Raw genomic sequence first — 15,871 nt, forward strand, 5'->3', positions numbered from 1 at the left:
ATCGACTGTATTGAGGTGTCGTCATGGTTTGCCGTATCGAACAAACGGAACAACAGCCCGAGGCCAATGCACCGGCGCCCGCGCCGCAGCGCGTGGCCTATCGCGAATACAGCCCCGAGGGCGGAGTGGCCGAGGCGCCGCTGGCTGCGGAAATTGCCCTGGCCATCACTTACAACGGCCTGAGCCAGGCGGTGATGATGGTGTCTCCCGGCAACCTGGAAGACTTCATTCGTGGCTTCAGCATCACCAACGACATCGTCAGTGACCTCAGCGAAATCTACGACATCCGCCTGAGCCACTTTCCCCAGGCCTGCCAGGCCGATGTGCAGATTTCCAGCCGGGCCTTCTGGGCCCTCAAGGACCATCGCCGGCAAATGGCCGGAACCAGCGGCTGTGGCTTATGCGGCGTGGAAGCCCTGGAACAGGCGCTACCGCAACTGCAGATCCTCGAACCTTCGCCGCTGCCCCCCGCCGTACACCTGCAAGGCCTGCGCGAGCGCATCGAACAGGCCCAGCACATGGCCCGCAGCAGCGGTGCCCTGCATGCGGCGCTGTACTTTGACGAACAGGGTGACGTGCGCCTGTGCCAGGAAGACATCGGCCGCCACAACGCCCTGGACAAGCTGATCGGCGCCCTGCTGAACGCCGGGATCGACGGCCGCCGGGGCTTCACCGTGGTCACCAGCCGCTGCAGCCTGGAACTGATCCACAAGGCCGTGCGCGCCCGTCTCGGCACCCTGGTCAGCCTCTCCGCGCCTACCGCACTGACCGTGCAATGGGCCAACAAGCACCACCTGAACCTGATTCACGTGCCCCACCGCAACGCCCCGCGGATCTACAGCCCGGTGTAAATGCACAACGCCGGATGACAGGCATCCGGCGTTGTTCCCCCCTTCCCTCAAGCCTCACTCACCGGCATAAACTCAACGTTCTGCTGCTCAACGTTCTGCAACCCAACGTTCGGCAGCCTGCCGGTCGCTCTCGCGTCCGTCGATCCAGCGTTCGCCGCTGGGGGTGACTTCGCGCTTCCAGAACGGGGCGCGGGTCTTGAGGTAATCCATGATGAAGGCGCAGGCCTCGAAGGCGGCTTGCCGGTGGGCACTGGCCACGCCGACGAAGACGATGGGCTCGCCCACCTGCAGCAGGCCCACCCGATGCACCAGGCTCACGCGGTTCAGCGGCCAGCGCTCCTGGGCCTGTTGCACGATGCCCTGCAGCGAGCGCTCGGTCATGCCCGGGTAGTGTTCCAGGAACAGGCTCTGTACCGCCTCCCCCAGGTTGAGGTCACGCACATAACCGACAAAGGTCACCACGGCGCCGACACGGCTATCGCCGGCCTGCAATCCGGCATTGAGTTGATCAAGGTTGAAGGCCTGGGTCTGCACCTGAACGCTCATGCTTCAGCCTCCGGTCACTTGGGGAAAGAAGGCGATTTCATCGAAGTCCTCGATCACCGCATCGAGCTTGCACAGGTCCTGGTTCAGCGCGCACATCAGGCTGTTCTCCCCCAGCACAGCGGCCCAGTTTTCACCCCGAGCCATCAGCAACCGACGCACGTCATCGACGGTGCGCAAATCGGGGTCCAGCGGCAGCTTCTCGCCGCCGCTGCCCAGTTGTTCGCGGTAGCGGGCAAAGTAATTGACCAGAATCATTGCGTGTCTCCAGCGATGAATAGCCCTGATTTGCCGCCCTGCTTCTTCAGCAGTTGCAGGCCCTCGATGACCATGCCCCGGTCCACTGCCTTGCACATGTCGTAGATCGTCAGCGCCGCCACGCTGGCGGCGGTCATGGCTTCCAGCTCGACCCCGGTGGCACCGTTGAGGCGGCAGCAGGTGGTGATCCGTACCCGGTCCGGCGGCAGCGCTTGCAGTTCAACGCGGATGCCGCTGAGCAGCAGCGGATGGCACAGGGGAATCAGCTCGTGGGTCTTCTTCGCCGCCATGATCCCGGCGATGCGCGCCACAGCGAACACGTCGCCTTTGGGGTGGCCGTTGTCCTGGATCAGTTGCAGGGTCGCCGGGAGCATGCGCACCCAGGCCTGGGCCTGGGCTTCGCGGTCAGTGGCCGGCTTGGCGCTGACGTCCACCATGCTGGCCCGACCCTGGGCGTCCAGGTGAGTGAGTTCGTTCATGTGCAACCTCGGAAAAAGACAGTGGATCAGCTCAGGACATAGTCCACCGGCACCAGGGCCGGCGGCAGTTCAGTGGCCCCCAGGGCGTCGAGAATCTCGCGTTCGAGGGTGCGCACCAGGGCGTCCATCGGCAGGTCGTTCTCATCGTGGCCAAAGGGGTCCTCCAGCTCGTCGCCAATGGCGTCCAGGCCAAAGAAGGTGTAACTGACGATGGCGGTGAAGATCGGCGTCAGCCAGCCCAGGGGCTCGGCCATGGCAAAGGGCAAGAGGATGCAGAACATGTAGCTGGTGCGGTGCAGCAGCAAGGTGTAGGGGAACGGCAGCGGCGTGCCCTTGATCCGCTCGCAGGTGGTTTGCGCGGCGGTGATCCCGGACAGCAGATTGGCAATCAGCAGGTAGCGCCACTCGCTGATCACGCCCGAAGTCGCCAGCGCCGAGCACTGGCGCGACACCTGGCGCAGGATGCTGTCCGGCAGGTTCGGCGTCCGGGCCGCCGGCCAATGGCTGAGCCAGGTGCCTGCCGCGCTCAACTCGTCCTCCTGGCGCAGCCGGGCCTTGAGGGCGTGGGCGAAACCGCACAGGTCCCGCAGGATGCTGCTGCGGGCCTGGGCATCGCCGAGCACCTGGGTTTCGCGGATCAGCGAACGCACCTCGGTAAGCACCGCGCCCAGGGCCTTGCGCCCTTCGTACCAGCGGTCGTAACAGGCGTTGTTGCGAAAGCTCATGAAGATCGACAGCGACAGCCCGAGCAAGGTGAAAGGCGTGGCATTGACCTTGGAAAAGTACGCCGGGTGCAGGGTTTCGATCAGCACGATGGCCGAGGCCAGCAGGGTCACCAGCAGGCTGCGCAAGGCGATGCGCTTGGCAATCGAGCCCTTGAGGGAGATCAGCACGCTGATCAGGTTGGGTTTGGATCTGACGATCATCGGGGCACGACCTGTAAACCAGAGAAGAGAGCGACAGCGGGCCGATCAGCCGCCGGTCATGTTCATGAAACGCACCACCTGGACCTCGTCGTTGAGCTCGAAGTTATGACGGTAGGGCTTGAGTTTCATCGCCTCGACAATGGCCCGCTGCAGGCGCTCGGCATCGCCGGGATGTGCGCGCAACACGGCCTTGAGGTCCACCGAGTGTTCGTTGCCCAGGCACAGCAGCAGGCGCCCTTCCACCGTCAGCCGTACGCGGTTGCAGGTGCCGCAGAAGTTGTGACTGTGGGGCGAGATGAAGCCCAGGCGGATCTGCGGCGCCTCAGCCAGGCGCCAGTAGCGCGACGGCCCCTGGGTCGACTCGGCGGACTCCATCAGGGTGTAGCGCTCGGCGATCCGCTCGCGGACCTGGGCGCTGGAAAAGAACGCATCGCTGCGGCTGTGCTCGCTGATGGTGCCCAGGGGCATCTCCTCGATAAACGAGAGGTCCAGGCCGCGGTCGATGGCGAACGCCACCAGCTCGTTGATCTCCTGGTCGTTGCGCCCTTTCATCACCACGCAGTTGAGCTTGGTGCGCTCAAAGCCCGCGGCGTTGGCCGCGTCGATGCCGGCGATGACCCGGGACAGGTCACCGCTGCGGGTCAGTTGGCGAAACAGCGTCGGGTCCAGGCTGTCGAGGCTGATGTTGAGGCGCTTGACCCCGGCCTCGAACAGCGGCGCCGCCAGCTTGCCCAGTTGCGAGCCATTGGTGGTCATGCACAGCTCCCGCAGCCCCGGCAGTTGCCCGATGCGCTCGCACAGTTGCACCACCCCGGGACGGATCAGCGGCTCGCCCCCGGTGAGGCGGATCTTGCGCGTACCCAGGGCGACGAAACGCTGGGCCAGCTGGTACAGCTCTTCCAGGGTCAGGATGCGTTGGCGCGGCAGGAACTGCATGTCCTCGGCCATGCAATACACGCAGCGGAAATCGCATCGGTCGGTCACCGACATACGTAAATAGTCGACCCGTCGAGCAAAGCCATCCACCAATACTTGATCTGACATCACAGCCTCTATCGACGGTTGCGACCTATAGGTCTTAGTTGTAATTCGCGGCCACAAACGACCGTTAAGGAGTTATTGGCGGCAAGACTAAGAGCGATTAAAAGTTGCGTCCAATCGCTATTTGCAACTGATTGATCAATGCAATCTATCACCGAAAAAACCGCCAGCAATTAGTACCGTAAAGTCTACTCAAGCCATTGTTTATAATGACTTTTAATTCTTGATAGAGGCTTTCGATCAGCCGGTCATTAATTGCGATTAGACAGCCGACACAGGCGCCGAATAGGCTTTATTCGTGGCCCATGAAACAGGCCTTCAAATCACTCCGTAGCCCTAAGCAGATCCAAACTTAAACGGCTTCACAACAAAACCGCATTTAGCCTGTGCAGTAAAACAATCACTGACATTGATTCATTGTCGGGCGGTTGCCTGCGTGCGCTGTATTGGAGAAATATCATGAGCGAAGTTGATCGATACAAACCCTACAAGGGGGCGGCCGCCGGTTGGGGGGCACTGATCGCCGTGACCAAGAACTGGCTGGGCAGTGAAAACGCCTTCAAGAACATCCGCGCCATGCTCAAGACCAACCAGAACGGCGGCTTCGACTGCCCGGGCTGCGCCTGGGGCGAGTCGCCGGAAAACGGCATGGTCAAGTTCTGCGAGAACGGCGCCAAGGCAGTCAACTGGGAAGCCACCGGGCGCCTGGTGAACCCGGCCTTTTTCAACAAATACACAGTCTCGGCCCTGGCCGCGCAGAGCGACTACTGGCTCGAGTACCAGGGCCGCCTGACCCACCCGATGCGCTACGATGCGTCCCAGGACCGCTATGTAGAAACCACCTGGGACGAGGCCTTCGAGCTGATCGCCAGCCACCTCAAAGGGCTGGACTCGCCGAACCAGGCAGAGTTCTACACCTCGGGCCGGGCCAGCAACGAAGCGGCCTACCTGTATCAGCTGTTCGTGCGCGCCTATGGCACCAACAACTTTCCCGACTGTTCGAACATGTGCCACGAGGCCAGTGCCGTGGGCATGTTCGAAAGCGTCGGCGTGGGCAAGGGCACGGTGGTGTTCCATGACCTGGAAGAAGCCGACGCGATCTTCGTCATCGGCCAGAACCCCGGCACCAACCACCCACGGATGCTGGAGCCACTGCGCGAGGCGGTGAAACGCGGTGCCCAGGTGATCTGCTTCAACCCGCTCAAAGAGCGTGGCCTGGAACGCTTCCAACATCCGCAACACCCGCTGGAGATGCTCACCAACGGCTCCGAGCCCACCTCCTCGGCCTACTTCCGCCCGGCCCTGGGCGGCGACATGGCGGCCTTTCGCGGCATCGCCAAGTTCCTCCTGCGCTGGGAGCGCGAAGCCCTGGCCAACAACGGCGAAGCGGTGTTCGACCGGGCCTTCATTGCCGAGCACACCTCGGGCCTGGACAGCTACCTGGCCGAGGTCGATGCCACGTCCTGGAACCACATCGTCGAGCAGTCCGGCCTGACGCTCGCCGACATCGAGCTGGCGGCGCGCATGTACCGCAAGGCCAAGCGCGCGATCATGTGCTGGGCCATGGGCCTGACCCAGCACACCCATTCGGTGCCGACCATCCAGGAAGTGATCAACGTGCTGTTGCTGCGGGGCAATATCGGCCGCCCCGGCGCCGGTCTGTCGCCGGTGCGCGGCCACAGTAACGTGCAGGGCGACCGCACCATGGGTATCAACGAACTGGCGCCCACCGAGCTGCTGGATGCCCTGCAAGCGCGCTTTGGCTTCAAGCCGCCACGGGAGCACGGGCACAACACGGTGATGGCGATCTCGGCCATGGAACAGGGCCGGGCCAAGGTGTTCATCGGCCTGGGAGGCAACTTCGCCCAGGCCACCCCGGACACCCCGCGCACCCACGCCGCCCTGCGCAACTGCGAGCTCACCGTGCACATTGCCACCAAGCTCAACCGCAGCCATCTGGTGACCGGTCGCGAGGCGCTGATCCTGCCGTGCCTGGGCCGCACCGATATCGATATCCAGGCCAATGGCCCGCAAGGCATCACCGTGGAAGACACCTTCAGCATGGTGCACATCTCCCATGGCCAACTCAAACCCAAGTCGCCGCACCTGCGCTCGGAACCGGCGATCATCGCCGGCATCGCCAACGCCACCCTGGGCCAGCACCCCATCGACTGGCTGTGGACCATCGAAGACTACGGACGCATCCGCGACCTGATCGCCGATACCATCCCCGGGTTCGAGGACTTCAATCTCAAGCTGCTGCACCCCGGCGGCTTCCACCTGGGCAACGACGCCACCCAGCGGCGCTGGAACACCACCACCGGCAAGGCGCGCTTCATCCCCAGCGTGCTGCCCGAGCACCTGATCAGTGCCGGGGTGCGCAAGCTCAAGGTCAAGCCGGACCTGATCCTGCAGACCATGCGCTCCCACGACCAGTACAACACCACTCTGTATGGCCTGGATGACCGTTATCGCGGGGTCTACGGCATGCGCGAGGTGCTGTTCGCCAACGAACAGGACATTCGCCAGCTGGGTTTCGAGCCGGGGCAGAAGGTCGACATCGTCTCGCTGTGGGATGACGGCCGGGAGCGTCGGGTCAGTGGTTTCACCCTGATCGCCTACGACATTCCCGCCGGCCAATCCGCCGCCTACTACCCGGAAACCAACCCCCTGGTGCCCCTGGAAAGCTATGGCGACCGGACCTACACGCCGACCTCCAAGTTCATCGCCATCCGCCTGGAGCCGGCTGCGGCCAGCAACCTGATCCAGTCCGTCGGCGTGTGACCCAGCCTGGGGCGGTGCGACCACCACCCCAGCCTTCACCCGCGCAGTGCCCCTGCCCCCGCCGCGAGCCCATGGGTTCGCGACGGCCGCGCAGTGCCTGCTCGGGCATCAAGCCAATACGAGGGTATCGTCATGTTTCATCTACAGGCGCTCGACCTTGCACGCATCCAGTTCGCGTTCACGGTCTCGTTCCACATCATCTTTCCCGCCATCACCATCGGCCTGGCCAGTTTCCTCGCGGTGCTCGAAGGGCTGTGGCTCAAGACCCACAACAGCACCTACAAGGACCTGTATCACTTCTGGTCGAAGATCTTCGCCGTCAACTTCGGCATGGGCGTGGTCTCCGGGCTGGTCATGGCTTATGAGTTCGGCACCAACTGGAGCCGCTTCTCGGACTTTGCCGGGAGCATCACCGGCCCTCTGCTGACCTACGAGGTGCTGACCGCGTTCTTCCTTGAAGCAGGCTTTCTCGGGGTCATGCTGTTCGGCTGGAACCGGGTCGGCCGCGGGCTGCACTTCTTCGCCACGGTGATGGTGGCCATCGGCACCCTGATCTCGACCTTCTGGATTCTCGCCTCCAACAGCTGGATGCAGACGCCCCAGGGCTTCTCCATCGTCGATGGGCGGATCATGCCCATGGACTGGCTGGCGATCGTGTTCAACCCGTCGTTCCCCTTCCGCCTGGCGCACATGGCGATTGCCGCGTTCGTCGCCACGGCGTTCTTCGTCGGATCAAGCGCCGCCTGGCACCTGCTGCGGGGCAACGACACGCCGCCGGTGCGCAAGATGCTGTCCATGGCGCTGTGGATGGCGCTGATCGTGGCGCCGATCCAGGCGGTGGTCGGTGACGCCCACGGCCTCAACACCCTGGAACATCAGCCGGCAAAAATCGCCGCCATCGAAGGCCACTGGGAAAACCACGGCAGCGAACCCTCGCCCCTGGTGCTGTTCGGCATTCCCAACATGGACGGCGAAAAAACCGACTACGCCGTGGAACTGCCCTACCTGGGCAGCCTGATCCTGACCCACAGCCTGGACAAGCAGATCCCTGCGCTCAAGAGCTTCCCCAAGGAAGACCGTCCCAACTCGGCCATCGTGTTTTTCAGCTTCCGCATCATGGCCGGGCTGGGCATGTTGATGATCCTCACCGGGGTCCTGGGCCTGCTGTTGCGGCGTAACGGCGCGCTGTACCGCAACCGCCTGTTCCTGCGCCTGGTGCTGTGGATGGGCCCCACCGGCCTGATCGCCATGCTGGCGGGCTGGATCACCACCGAAGTCGGGCGCCAGCCCTGGGTGGTGTACGGCCTGCTGCGCACCAGCGACGCCGCGTCCAACCACAGCGTGACCCAACTGAGCATCTCCCTGGCGCTGTTCGTGGTGATCTACTTCTCGGTCTTCGCGGTGGGCATCGGCTACATGATGAAGCTGGTGCGCAAGGGCCCGCAGCCCCACCACGAGCACCCGCCGACCCACCCTGTCGGCCAGGAGCCAACACCGCGCCGTCCACTGTCCGCCATCGCCGAGACCTTCGCGTCCAGCGACCACCACCACTGAAACAAGGGATATCGACATGACGATTCAAGGCATAGACCTGTCGTTGATCTGGGGCGTGATCATTGCCTTTGGGGTGATGATGTACGTGATCATGGACGGCTTCGACCTGGGGCTGGGGATTCTCTTTCCGCTGATCCCCGATGCCCGGGAACGGGACGTGATGATGAACACCGTGGCCCCGGTCTGGGACGGTAACGAGACCTGGCTGATCCTCGGTGGCGCAGCGCTGTACGGGGCCTTCCCCATGGCCTACTCGGTGATTCTCGAAGCCCTGTACCTGCCGCTGATCTTCATGCTGGCGGGGCTGATCTTCCGCGGTGTGGCCTTCGAGTTCCGCTTCAAGGCCAGCCCGCAGCAGCGGCATATCTGGGACTGGGCCTTTATCGGCGGCTCGCTGCTGGCGACCCTGTGCCAGGGCATTGTGATCGGCACTTACATTTCCGGCATCGCGGTGGTCAATCGCCAGTTCGCCGGCGGCTCCCTGGACTGGCTGGCACCCTTCCCGCTGTTCTGCGGCCTGGGGCTGATCGTGGCCTATGCGCTGCTGGGCAGCACCTGGCTGCTGGTCAAGACCGAAGGCATGCTCGAAGCGCGCATGCGCCACTACACCCGGCCCCTGGCGTTCGCGCTGATGGCGGTGGTGGCGGTGTTGTGCGTCTGGACCCCATTGCTGCACCCGGAAATCGCCACCCGCTGGTTCAGCCATGCCCATATCGTGATCTTCGGTGCGTTGCTGGTGCTGGGCCTGCTGGCGTTGTGCGGGCTGCTGGGGACCTTGCGCCAGCATCATTCCCACTGGCCGTTCGTGTTCACCCTGGTGCTGGTGTTCCTCGGCTACATCGGCCTGGCGTTCAGCATCTGGCCGAACATCGTGCCGCCGTCCATCAGCCTGTGGGACGCGGCATCGCCCCTGTCCAGCCAGTTGTTCATCCTGATCGGCACCCTGTTCATCCTGCCGATCATCCTGATGTACACCTGCTGGAGCTACTACGTGTTCCGCGGCAAAGTGAGGATTGGCGATGGCTACCACTGATCGAGCAAAGGCCCTGACCAGCCAGCCCTGGCACAGGCAAGTGGCGCAGTTGAGCCTGCTGTTCTTTGGCCTGGTGCTGATGCTCGCCTGCAGCGGCGCACTGATGCTGGAGCTGGCTCATGGATAAGATCACGACCCGGCCGGCACAACCGGCACCCGGTTGGCAGCGCCTGCTGTGGATGTTCGGCATCTGGCTGAGCAGTGTCATCGGCCTGGGGCTGGTGGCCGGCCTGTTGCGGCTGCTGATGCAGGCCGCTGGAATGCACAGTCACTGAAGATGGCTGCATAACGCCTGGAACCTCGGCCCGCAGCAGCGGGCCGGGGTTCTGTCGTTTACTGGCCGGCCGCGGCGCGCTCGGCCAGGTCTTCCAGCAGATCGGCGGATGGCACGAAGAACAGCCCGCCGGTGACCGCGGTACTGAAGTCCAGCAGGCGATCGTAGTTGCCCGCCGGGCGACCGACGAACATGTTCTCCAGCATCTGCTCCACCGGCCGTGGCGAACGGGCGTAGCCGATGAAGTAGGTGCCGAACTCCCCCGCGCCCGGACGGCCAAAGGGCATGTTGTCGCGCAGGATCTTCACCTCCTCGCCGTTCTCTTCCAGGGTGGTCAGGGAGCTGTGGGAACAGCTGGGTTTGACTGAATCATCCAGTTCGATATCCGACAGCTTGGTGCGGCCGATGATGCGTTCCTGAGCCTCGACCGTCAGCTCGTTCCAGGCCGCCATGTTGTGCAGGTACTTCTGCACCAGCACGTAGCTGCCATTGCAGAACGACGGGTCTTCGTCCCCGATCAGGGTGAAATCCACGGCCTCGCGGCCTTCCGGGTTCTCGGTGCCGTCGACGAAGCCAACCATGCTGCGCATGTCGAAATAACGGAAGCCCTGGACCTCATCCACCACCTTGACTGCATCCCCCAGGGGCTTGAGCAGTTGTGTGGCCAGCTCGAAGCACAGGTCCATCTGCTCGGCACGGATATGCAGCAGCAGGTCGCCCGGGGTGGAGGGCGCACGGCGGCCTTCTACGCCCACTTCACGGAAAGCGTGCAACGACGCCGGGCGCGGGCCGCCGAACAGCCGGCCCCAGGCATTGGAGCCAAAACCGCAGACACAGGACAGATTGCCCCCCGGCACGCGCTTGCCCACCGAACGGGTCAGAGCGGCGACATCGGCGCACCACTCACGCACGGTTTTCGCCGCGCTGGCGCCGGGGGCCAGGGTGGCGACGATAAAGATGGCGCTACGGGTGATGGGGTTGCAGATGGCTTGCGGCTCGGGCAGACGCTCGGCCATGGATGAAAGGTCGGTCATTGATGGTTTCCACAGGCTGCGGTCGAAAAAATCACCGACAGGAAAATAGCAGATTGTGGCCGTGGCGAGGGCGCTTGCTGCCGCTGCGCGACCGAGCGCAAGCAAGCTCCCTCGCCACATCGGCGGTTCAGGAGGCGGCGCTGCCCAGGGTCGAGCGCAGCACCCGCACCGGCACCGATTTGTAGGACGGCGTGCCGCTGTCCACATCCAGGTAGTCCAGGGGCACCAGGCGGTTGGCTTCGGGGTAATAGGCGCCCACGGTGCCCGGGGCGATCTTGTACTCGATGGCGGTGATGTTTTCGTAACGCAGCCGACGCCCGCCGATGACCGTCTCGATGTCCACCAGATCGCCGTGGGCCAGGCCACGAGCGGCCAGGTCCCCTGGGCTGATGAACAGCACGTCGCGCCGGCCGAAGACCCCGCGATAGCGGTCGTCCAGGGCGTAGATGGTGGTGTTGTACTGGTCGTGGCTGCGCAGGGTGATCAGCCGCAGCACATCGGCGCCGTCCACTTCCTTGTCCTCGTGCAGCCCGGGGAAGACGAAGAACTCGGCCTTGCCCGAGGGCGTCAGCCATTGGCGTTCGGCCGCCGCCAGGGGCATGCGGAAACCACCCGGTACACGGATGCGGGCATTGTAGTCGTCGAAGCCGGGCACGGTCTGTTCGATCAGGTCGCGGATCTTGTCGTAGTCGGCCACCAGTTCCAGCCAGGGCACGCGGCTGCCGGGCAGCGTGGCCTTGGCCATGCCGGCGACAATCGCCGGTTCCGAGAGCAGCAACGGCGACGCCGGGGTCAGCTTGCCCGCCGAGGCGTGGACCATGGACATCGAGTCCTCCACGGTGATGGCCTGGCGCAGACCGTCCTGCAGGTCCAGCTCGGTGCGGCCCAGGCAGGGCAGGATGAAAGTCTCCTTGGCCACCAGCAAATGGCTGCGGTTGAGCTTGGTGGCCACGTGAACGCTCAGGTCGAGCTTGGCCATGGCCGGGAAACACTGGCCAGGGTCCGGCAGGGCCACGGCGAAGTTGCCCCCCAGGCACAGCAGCGCCTTGGCACTGCCGGCAATCATCGCTTGCATCGCCTGCACCGCATCATGGCCGTGGGCCGAAGGCGGCTTGAAGCCGAACGCCTGTTCGAGCTTGTCGAGGAACGCTTTCGAAGGCTTCTCGGTGATGCCCACGGTGCGGTTGCCCTGCACGTTGGAATGCCCGCGCAACGGGCAGATCCCCGCCCCCGGCTTGCCCAGGTTGCCCCGCAGCATCAGCAGGTCGCAAATCAACCGCACATTGGCGGTACCTTCGTTGTGCTGGGTGATGCCCATGCCGTAGGTGACGATGGTGGCATTGGACTTGGCGTAGGCCGCGGCGACCATTTCCAGGTCCGCCTGGTGCAGGCCGCTGGCCTGTTCGATGTCCGCCCAGGCGGTGGCGTGCAGATCCGCCACCAGGGCCTCGAAGCCCAGGGTGTGCTCGGCGATGAACGCCTTGTCGAGGACTTGCCCGAGGCTGTCCTCCAGGGCCAGCAGGGCCTTCATGATGCCCTTGATCGCCGCCGCGTCGCCGCCGGCCTTGACCTGGAAGTACGACGAGGCAATGCGGGTCGAGCCGTAGGTGGCCATCTCCACCATGTTCTGCGGGTCGGCGAAGCGTTCCAGGGCACGCTCGCGCAGCGGGTTGAAGACCATGATCGGCACCTTGCGCCGCGAGGCTTCATGCAGGGTGCCCATCATCCGCGGGTGGTTGGTGCCCGGGTTGTGGCCGATGGAAATGATCAGCTCGCAGAAATCGAAATCCTCCAGGGACACCGTGCCCTTGCCGATGCCGATGGAGCGCGGCAAACCGACACTGGTGGGCTCGTGGCACATGTTCGAGCAATCGGGAAAGTTGTTGCTGCCGTATTCCCGGGCGAACAGTTGGTACAGGTAGGCTGCTTCGTTGGAGGCGCGGCCGGAGGTGTAGAACTCCACCTGCTCGGGTTGCAGGCCGCGCAGGATCTGGCCAATACGCTCGAACGCCGCCTGCCACGCTACCGGCTTGAAAGTGTCGCTGACGCGGTCATAGACCAGAGGCTCGGTGAGGCGGCCCAAGTCTTCGAGCTGGTAGTCGGAGCGCTGCAACAGCGAGGTCAGCGGATGCTCGGCGAAGAAGGCCGGGGTCACGCGTTTGTTGGTGGCTTCCCAGGTCACTGCCTTGGCGCCGTTTTCACAGAACTGGAAGGTCGACTTGTGCTCCTTGTCCGGCCAGGCACAGCCGGGGCAATCGAAGCCGTCGGGCTGGTTGGTGCGCATCAGGGTCAGCGGCGCCTTGAGGGTATCCATCTGTTCGCGCACCGCGGTGGCGGTGGCCTTGAGTGCACCCCAGCCACCGGCGGGGCCATCGTAGTTGCGGATTCCGGGAACCTTGCGTCGAGTGCTCATGATCGCTCCAGGGCCGACCCGGCACGACGCGAGTCGGTGGTTGCGGATGATCGAGGCGTACCCGGGCGAGTTGCCAGGGGCCCGGATCACCGGGGGAAAGTGCGTGGCCAATCGGCCGACACTGGATAAAAACTAGCGCTGCACCCCGGCCTGTCAAGGTCAGGTGCCGACCGGTACAGGCGCGGCACTACCCCCCAGGCCAGCGGGCGTGGAACCCATTGCAGGTCTGCGCCCTGCGTCCCCTGCGCTCATTGCAAAACGCTGCGCCGGCGCTTCAGGGTCCAGCCCTGCTGCATGCCGGCGGCGGCCAGCAGAATCGCGCCGACGCCCATCCATTGCAGCAGTCCCAGGCGATGACCGAAAGCCAGCCAGTCGACGAAGATCGCCGCGATCGGATAGATGAAGGACAAGGCCCCGGTCAACGCCGTCGGCAACTTCTGAATCGCCCCGTACAACAGCACGTACATCACCCCGGTATGCACGATGCCCAGGGTCAGCAGGCTGGCCCAGGCCGTAGCCTGCTGGGGCGGCGCGCCGAGGTTGGCCCAGGGCGCCAGCAACAGCACCCCGGTGCAGACCTGGATCAGCGCAATCAGGTGTGGCGGCGTACCGCTCAGGCGCTTGATCAGCAGCGCGGCAAAGGCATACAGCAACGCGGCGCCCAGGGCCAGGGCGATGCCCAGCAGGTAGTCGTTGCCGGTTTCGCCCTGGGCGCCGTGGGCACTGACGATGGCCAGCATCCCGGCAAAGGACAGGCACAGCCAGAACAGCTTCTGCGGGGTGATCTTCTCCCCCAGGAACAACGCCCCCAGGGCCACCAGGATAAAAGGCTGGACGTTGTACACCGCGGTGCCAATGGCAATCGAGGCTCGGGAATAGGAGCCGAACAACAGCACCCAGTTACCGACAATGGCCACGCCACTGAGCACCGCCAGGATCAGCGTGCGCTTGGTCAGAATGTTCTTACGAAGAAAACCGAAAGCGCCGCAAATCAGCAGCAAGGCCCCGGCGCCGAACAGGCAACGCCAGAACACCACGTCCAGTACCGGTTGCCCGGACACCAGGACGAACCAGCCGATGGTTCCGGAAATCAGCATGGCGGCGGTCATTTCCAACGATCCGCGACGAGTCAGTGCATCCATCATCAAGCTCCTCTGGCAGTGGGCAAATTATGCCCAGCGCGAACTGACCATCGCCAGTTCAAAACCTAGGCTAGACTGCCACAAGGCCTTTTTTATCAAGGCAAAATAGCCATCCAACCTAACGAGATCGCCATGCTTGATGCCATCGACCAGGCACTGATCAGTGCCCTGATGCAGGACTCCCGCCGCTCCCTAAAGGCCCTGGCGCAGATCAGCGGCCTGTCCGCTCCCAGCGTCGCCGAACGTTTGAAAAGACTGGAAGAACGCGGCGTGATCAGCGCTTATACCTTGGAGATCGATCCAAGACTTCTGGGCTACCAGTTGCAGGCCATCGTCCGCATTCGTCCCTTGCCGGGCAAACTGCAGGAAGTGGAACGGCAGATTCTGGCGATTGCCGAGTTCACCGAATGCGATAAGGTCACCGGTGACGACTGCTTTATCGCCCGCCTTCAAGTGCGCTCCATGGAACAGCTGGACACCCTGCTGGACCGCCTCAACCATTTCGCCGAAACCAACACCGCAATCATCAAGAAGTCGCCAATCAAACGGCGTTTGCCGCCCCTGGAGTGACGGGGTTGCCCCGGGCACCAAAGGCTGTAGATCCGACAGGGAAAACACCGATGAAACGTCTGTACTAGAGGCGTTTCTTGCAAGATCTTTAGTAATTCCCCTACAACTTCTCAGGAAATTTCCTGGCAAACATAAGACGATTCTTAAAGTGCCAAAGACGTCTTTTTGGCGTCAATTTCAGTGATACCCTGCGAATCCTCTGACGACCCCACAAGCAAAATGCCCGCTCCTTGATAGGAAGCCGCGCGTTTTTGTGGGCTCATGCCTGTCGAAAAGCCGAGTAAACAAACACGATGCCGATCCGCGTCCAGATAGCCGATGACCATCCCCTGACTCTGATTGGGATTCACACCCTGCTGGAAAGCCGTGCCGACCTGGAGGTCGTCGCTCAGGCCCACAGCGTGGAAACCCTGCTGGAGAACCTGCAGCGCCAGCCCTGCGACCTGCTGCTGACCGACCTGATGATGCCCGGTGGCGACCAAGTGGACGGGATTCGTCTGATCCGTCGCCTGCGTTCGCTCTATCCAAAACTGGCGATCGTGGTGATCACCATGCTCGACAACCCGGCGCTGATCAGCAGCGTGCTCAAACTGGGGGTCCAGGGGCTGGTGAGCAAGCGCGGGCTGCTCAATGACCTGCCCAAGGCGGTCGCCGCCAGCCCGCGCTCGCCCTTTGTCTCGGCCTCGATCCAGCACTTGCTGGACACCAGCACCGCCCTGCACGGCAAGCCGCTGATGCAACCGGAGCAACTGTCCGCGCGGGAGATCGAGGTGCTGCGCCTGTATGGCACCGGCATGAGCATCGGTGCCATCGCCCAGCACCTGTGCCGCAGCAAACAGACCATCAGCACGCAAAAAAGCAGCGCCATGCGCAAGCTCGGCCTGGACACCTCGGCCAGCCTGTTTCTCTACATCCAGGAACACGGCCTTTCCTGAGCCGCCCCGTGCGGCAGAATCCCGGAGCTTCCCC

16 protein-coding genes are annotated in these 15,871 nt (G+C 63.6%); 8 read left to right on the top strand and 8 right to left on the bottom strand.

What is annotated here, in order from left to right:
* The first annotated feature begins 23 nt into the window (after window positions 1-23).
* A complete protein-coding gene (gene fdhD / locus FW796_RS17780) occupies window positions 24-851 on the top strand; it encodes a formate dehydrogenase accessory sulfurtransferase FdhD (RefSeq protein ID WP_346635260.1) in 828 nt (275 codons plus the stop codon).
* An 87-nt stretch (window positions 852-938) separates the two neighbouring features.
* Here fdhD and moaE read toward each other — a convergent pair whose 3' ends face one another.
* From moaE to moaA, 5 genes are read right to left on the bottom strand one after another with little or no spacing between them, the layout of a single operon-like run.
* Window positions 939-1,397 carry a molybdopterin synthase catalytic subunit MoaE gene (gene moaE / locus FW796_RS17785; RefSeq protein ID WP_446439683.1) on the bottom strand — a complete coding sequence of 153 codons (459 nt, stop codon included), beginning with the start codon at window positions 1,395-1,397 and terminating at the stop codon, window positions 939-941.
* A gap of 3 nt (window positions 1,398-1,400) precedes the next feature.
* On the bottom strand, window positions 1,401-1,652 hold the full coding sequence (locus FW796_RS17790) for a MoaD/ThiS family protein (RefSeq protein WP_346635258.1): 252 nt from the start codon (window positions 1,650-1,652) through the stop codon (window positions 1,401-1,403).
* Window positions 1,649-2,131, bottom strand: coding sequence for a cyclic pyranopterin monophosphate synthase MoaC (moaC, locus tag FW796_RS17795; RefSeq protein WP_446439684.1), 483 nt, complete (start codon window positions 2,129-2,131; stop codon window positions 1,649-1,651). Before moaC ends, FW796_RS17790 begins: the two co-directional genes overlap by 4 nt.
* A gap of 26 nt (window positions 2,132-2,157) precedes the next feature.
* Window positions 2,158-3,057: a bestrophin family protein gene (locus FW796_RS17800; RefSeq protein ID WP_102881610.1), complete on the bottom strand. Its 900-nt coding sequence runs from the start codon at window positions 3,055-3,057 to the stop codon at window positions 2,158-2,160.
* 45 nt (window positions 3,058-3,102) lie between these two features.
* A complete protein-coding gene (moaA, locus tag FW796_RS17805; protein ID WP_446439685.1) occupies window positions 3,103-4,101 on the bottom strand; it encodes a GTP 3',8-cyclase MoaA in 999 nt (332 codons plus the stop codon).
* 456 nt (window positions 4,102-4,557) lie between these two features.
* On the opposite strand from moaA, the gene FW796_RS17810 reads away from it, so the two are divergent.
* The 5 genes from FW796_RS17810 (at window position 4,558) to FW796_RS17830 (ending at window position 9,744) form a co-directional block, all read left to right on the top strand.
* Window positions 4,558-6,882, top strand: coding sequence for an FdhF/YdeP family oxidoreductase (locus FW796_RS17810; protein WP_346635255.1), 2,325 nt, complete (start codon window positions 4,558-4,560; stop codon window positions 6,880-6,882).
* Window positions 6,883-7,014: 132 nt separating this feature from the next.
* A complete protein-coding gene (locus FW796_RS17815; protein WP_346635254.1) occupies window positions 7,015-8,436 on the top strand; it encodes a cytochrome ubiquinol oxidase subunit I in 1,422 nt (473 codons plus the stop codon).
* A gap of 16 nt (window positions 8,437-8,452) precedes the next feature.
* A complete protein-coding gene (cydB, locus tag FW796_RS17820) occupies window positions 8,453-9,469 on the top strand; it encodes a cytochrome d ubiquinol oxidase subunit II (protein ID WP_446439686.1) in 1,017 nt (338 codons plus the stop codon).
* The gene (locus FW796_RS17825) at window positions 9,456-9,596 is read left to right on the top strand and encodes a hypothetical protein (RefSeq protein ID WP_404937250.1); all 141 of its coding nucleotides are present in this window, start codon (window positions 9,456-9,458) and stop codon (window positions 9,594-9,596) included. The genes cydB and FW796_RS17825 overlap by 14 nt, the downstream gene beginning before the upstream one ends.
* Window positions 9,589-9,744, top strand: a complete 156-nt coding sequence (locus FW796_RS17830) for a DUF2474 domain-containing protein (protein WP_346635251.1) — start codon at window positions 9,589-9,591, stop codon at window positions 9,742-9,744. The genes FW796_RS17825 and FW796_RS17830 overlap by 8 nt, the downstream gene beginning before the upstream one ends.
* A 58-nt stretch (window positions 9,745-9,802) precedes the next feature.
* On the opposite strand, the gene FW796_RS17835 is transcribed toward FW796_RS17830, so the two are convergent.
* The 3 genes from FW796_RS17835 to FW796_RS17845 all read right to left on the bottom strand — a co-directional run bounded on the left by FW796_RS17835 (window position 9,803) and on the right by FW796_RS17845 (window position 14,332).
* Window positions 9,803-10,777 (bottom strand): Dyp-type peroxidase, encoded by a 975-nt coding sequence (locus tag FW796_RS17835; protein ID WP_446439687.1) that lies wholly within the window; start codon window positions 10,775-10,777, stop codon window positions 9,803-9,805.
* A gap of 127 nt (window positions 10,778-10,904) precedes the next feature.
* Window positions 10,905-13,190: an FdhF/YdeP family oxidoreductase gene (locus FW796_RS17840; RefSeq protein ID WP_346635249.1), complete on the bottom strand. Its 2,286-nt coding sequence runs from the start codon at window positions 13,188-13,190 to the stop codon at window positions 10,905-10,907.
* A gap of 248 nt (window positions 13,191-13,438) precedes the next feature.
* Window positions 13,439-14,332, bottom strand: coding sequence for a DMT family transporter (locus FW796_RS17845; protein WP_446439688.1), 894 nt, complete (start codon window positions 14,330-14,332; stop codon window positions 13,439-13,441).
* Window positions 14,333-14,464: 132 nt separating this feature from the next.
* On the opposite strand from FW796_RS17845, the gene FW796_RS17850 reads away from it, so the two are divergent.
* Together FW796_RS17850 and FW796_RS17855 are read left to right on the top strand one after the other, a co-directional pair.
* Window positions 14,465-14,902, top strand: a complete 438-nt coding sequence (locus FW796_RS17850; protein WP_346635247.1) for an Lrp/AsnC family transcriptional regulator — start codon at window positions 14,465-14,467, stop codon at window positions 14,900-14,902.
* 293 nt (window positions 14,903-15,195) lie between these two features.
* Window positions 15,196-15,837, top strand: coding sequence for a response regulator transcription factor (locus FW796_RS17855; protein WP_346635246.1), 642 nt, complete (start codon window positions 15,196-15,198; stop codon window positions 15,835-15,837).
* Window positions 15,838-15,871 lie beyond the last annotated feature (34 nt).

The organism is Pseudomonas sp. 910_21, from assembly GCF_052850735.1.

Bases quoted from the DNA above. Each gene is read 5' to 3' on its own strand.
- FW796_RS17840 (WP_346635249.1), bottom strand. From the start codon at position 13,190: ATGAGCACTCGACGCAAGGTTCCCGGAATCCGCAACTACGATGGCCCC.
- FW796_RS17815 (WP_346635254.1), top strand. From the start codon at position 7,015: ATGTTTCATCTACAGGCGCTCGACCTTGCACGCATCCAGTTCGCGTTC.
- FW796_RS17845 (WP_446439688.1), bottom strand. From the start codon at position 14,332: ATGGATGCACTGACTCGTCGCGGATCGTTGGAAATGACCGCCGCCATG.
- FW796_RS17855 (WP_346635246.1), top strand. From the start codon at position 15,196: ATGCCGATCCGCGTCCAGATAGCCGATGACCATCCCCTGACTCTGATT.
- FW796_RS17810 (WP_346635255.1), top strand. From the start codon at position 4,558: ATGAGCGAAGTTGATCGATACAAACCCTACAAGGGGGCGGCCGCCGGT.
- FW796_RS17825 (WP_404937250.1), top strand. From the start codon at position 9,456: ATGGCTACCACTGATCGAGCAAAGGCCCTGACCAGCCAGCCCTGGCAC.
- fdhD (WP_346635260.1), top strand. From the start codon at position 24: ATGGTTTGCCGTATCGAACAAACGGAACAACAGCCCGAGGCCAATGCA.
- moaA (WP_446439685.1), bottom strand. From the start codon at position 4,101: ATGTCAGATCAAGTATTGGTGGATGGCTTTGCTCGACGGGTCGACTAT.
- FW796_RS17790 (WP_346635258.1), bottom strand. From the start codon at position 1,652: ATGATTCTGGTCAATTACTTTGCCCGCTACCGCGAACAACTGGGCAGC.
- moaE (WP_446439683.1), bottom strand. From the start codon at position 1,397: ATGAGCGTTCAGGTGCAGACCCAGGCCTTCAACCTTGATCAACTCAAT.
- FW796_RS17835 (WP_446439687.1), bottom strand. From the start codon at position 10,777: ATGACCGACCTTTCATCCATGGCCGAGCGTCTGCCCGAGCCGCAAGCC.
- FW796_RS17830 (WP_346635251.1), top strand. From the start codon at position 9,589: ATGGATAAGATCACGACCCGGCCGGCACAACCGGCACCCGGTTGGCAG.
- FW796_RS17850 (WP_346635247.1), top strand. From the start codon at position 14,465: ATGCTTGATGCCATCGACCAGGCACTGATCAGTGCCCTGATGCAGGAC.
- cydB (WP_446439686.1), top strand. From the start codon at position 8,453: ATGACGATTCAAGGCATAGACCTGTCGTTGATCTGGGGCGTGATCATT.
- moaC (WP_446439684.1), bottom strand. From the start codon at position 2,131: ATGAACGAACTCACTCACCTGGACGCCCAGGGTCGGGCCAGCATGGTG.
- FW796_RS17800 (WP_102881610.1), bottom strand. From the start codon at position 3,057: ATGATCGTCAGATCCAAACCCAACCTGATCAGCGTGCTGATCTCCCTC.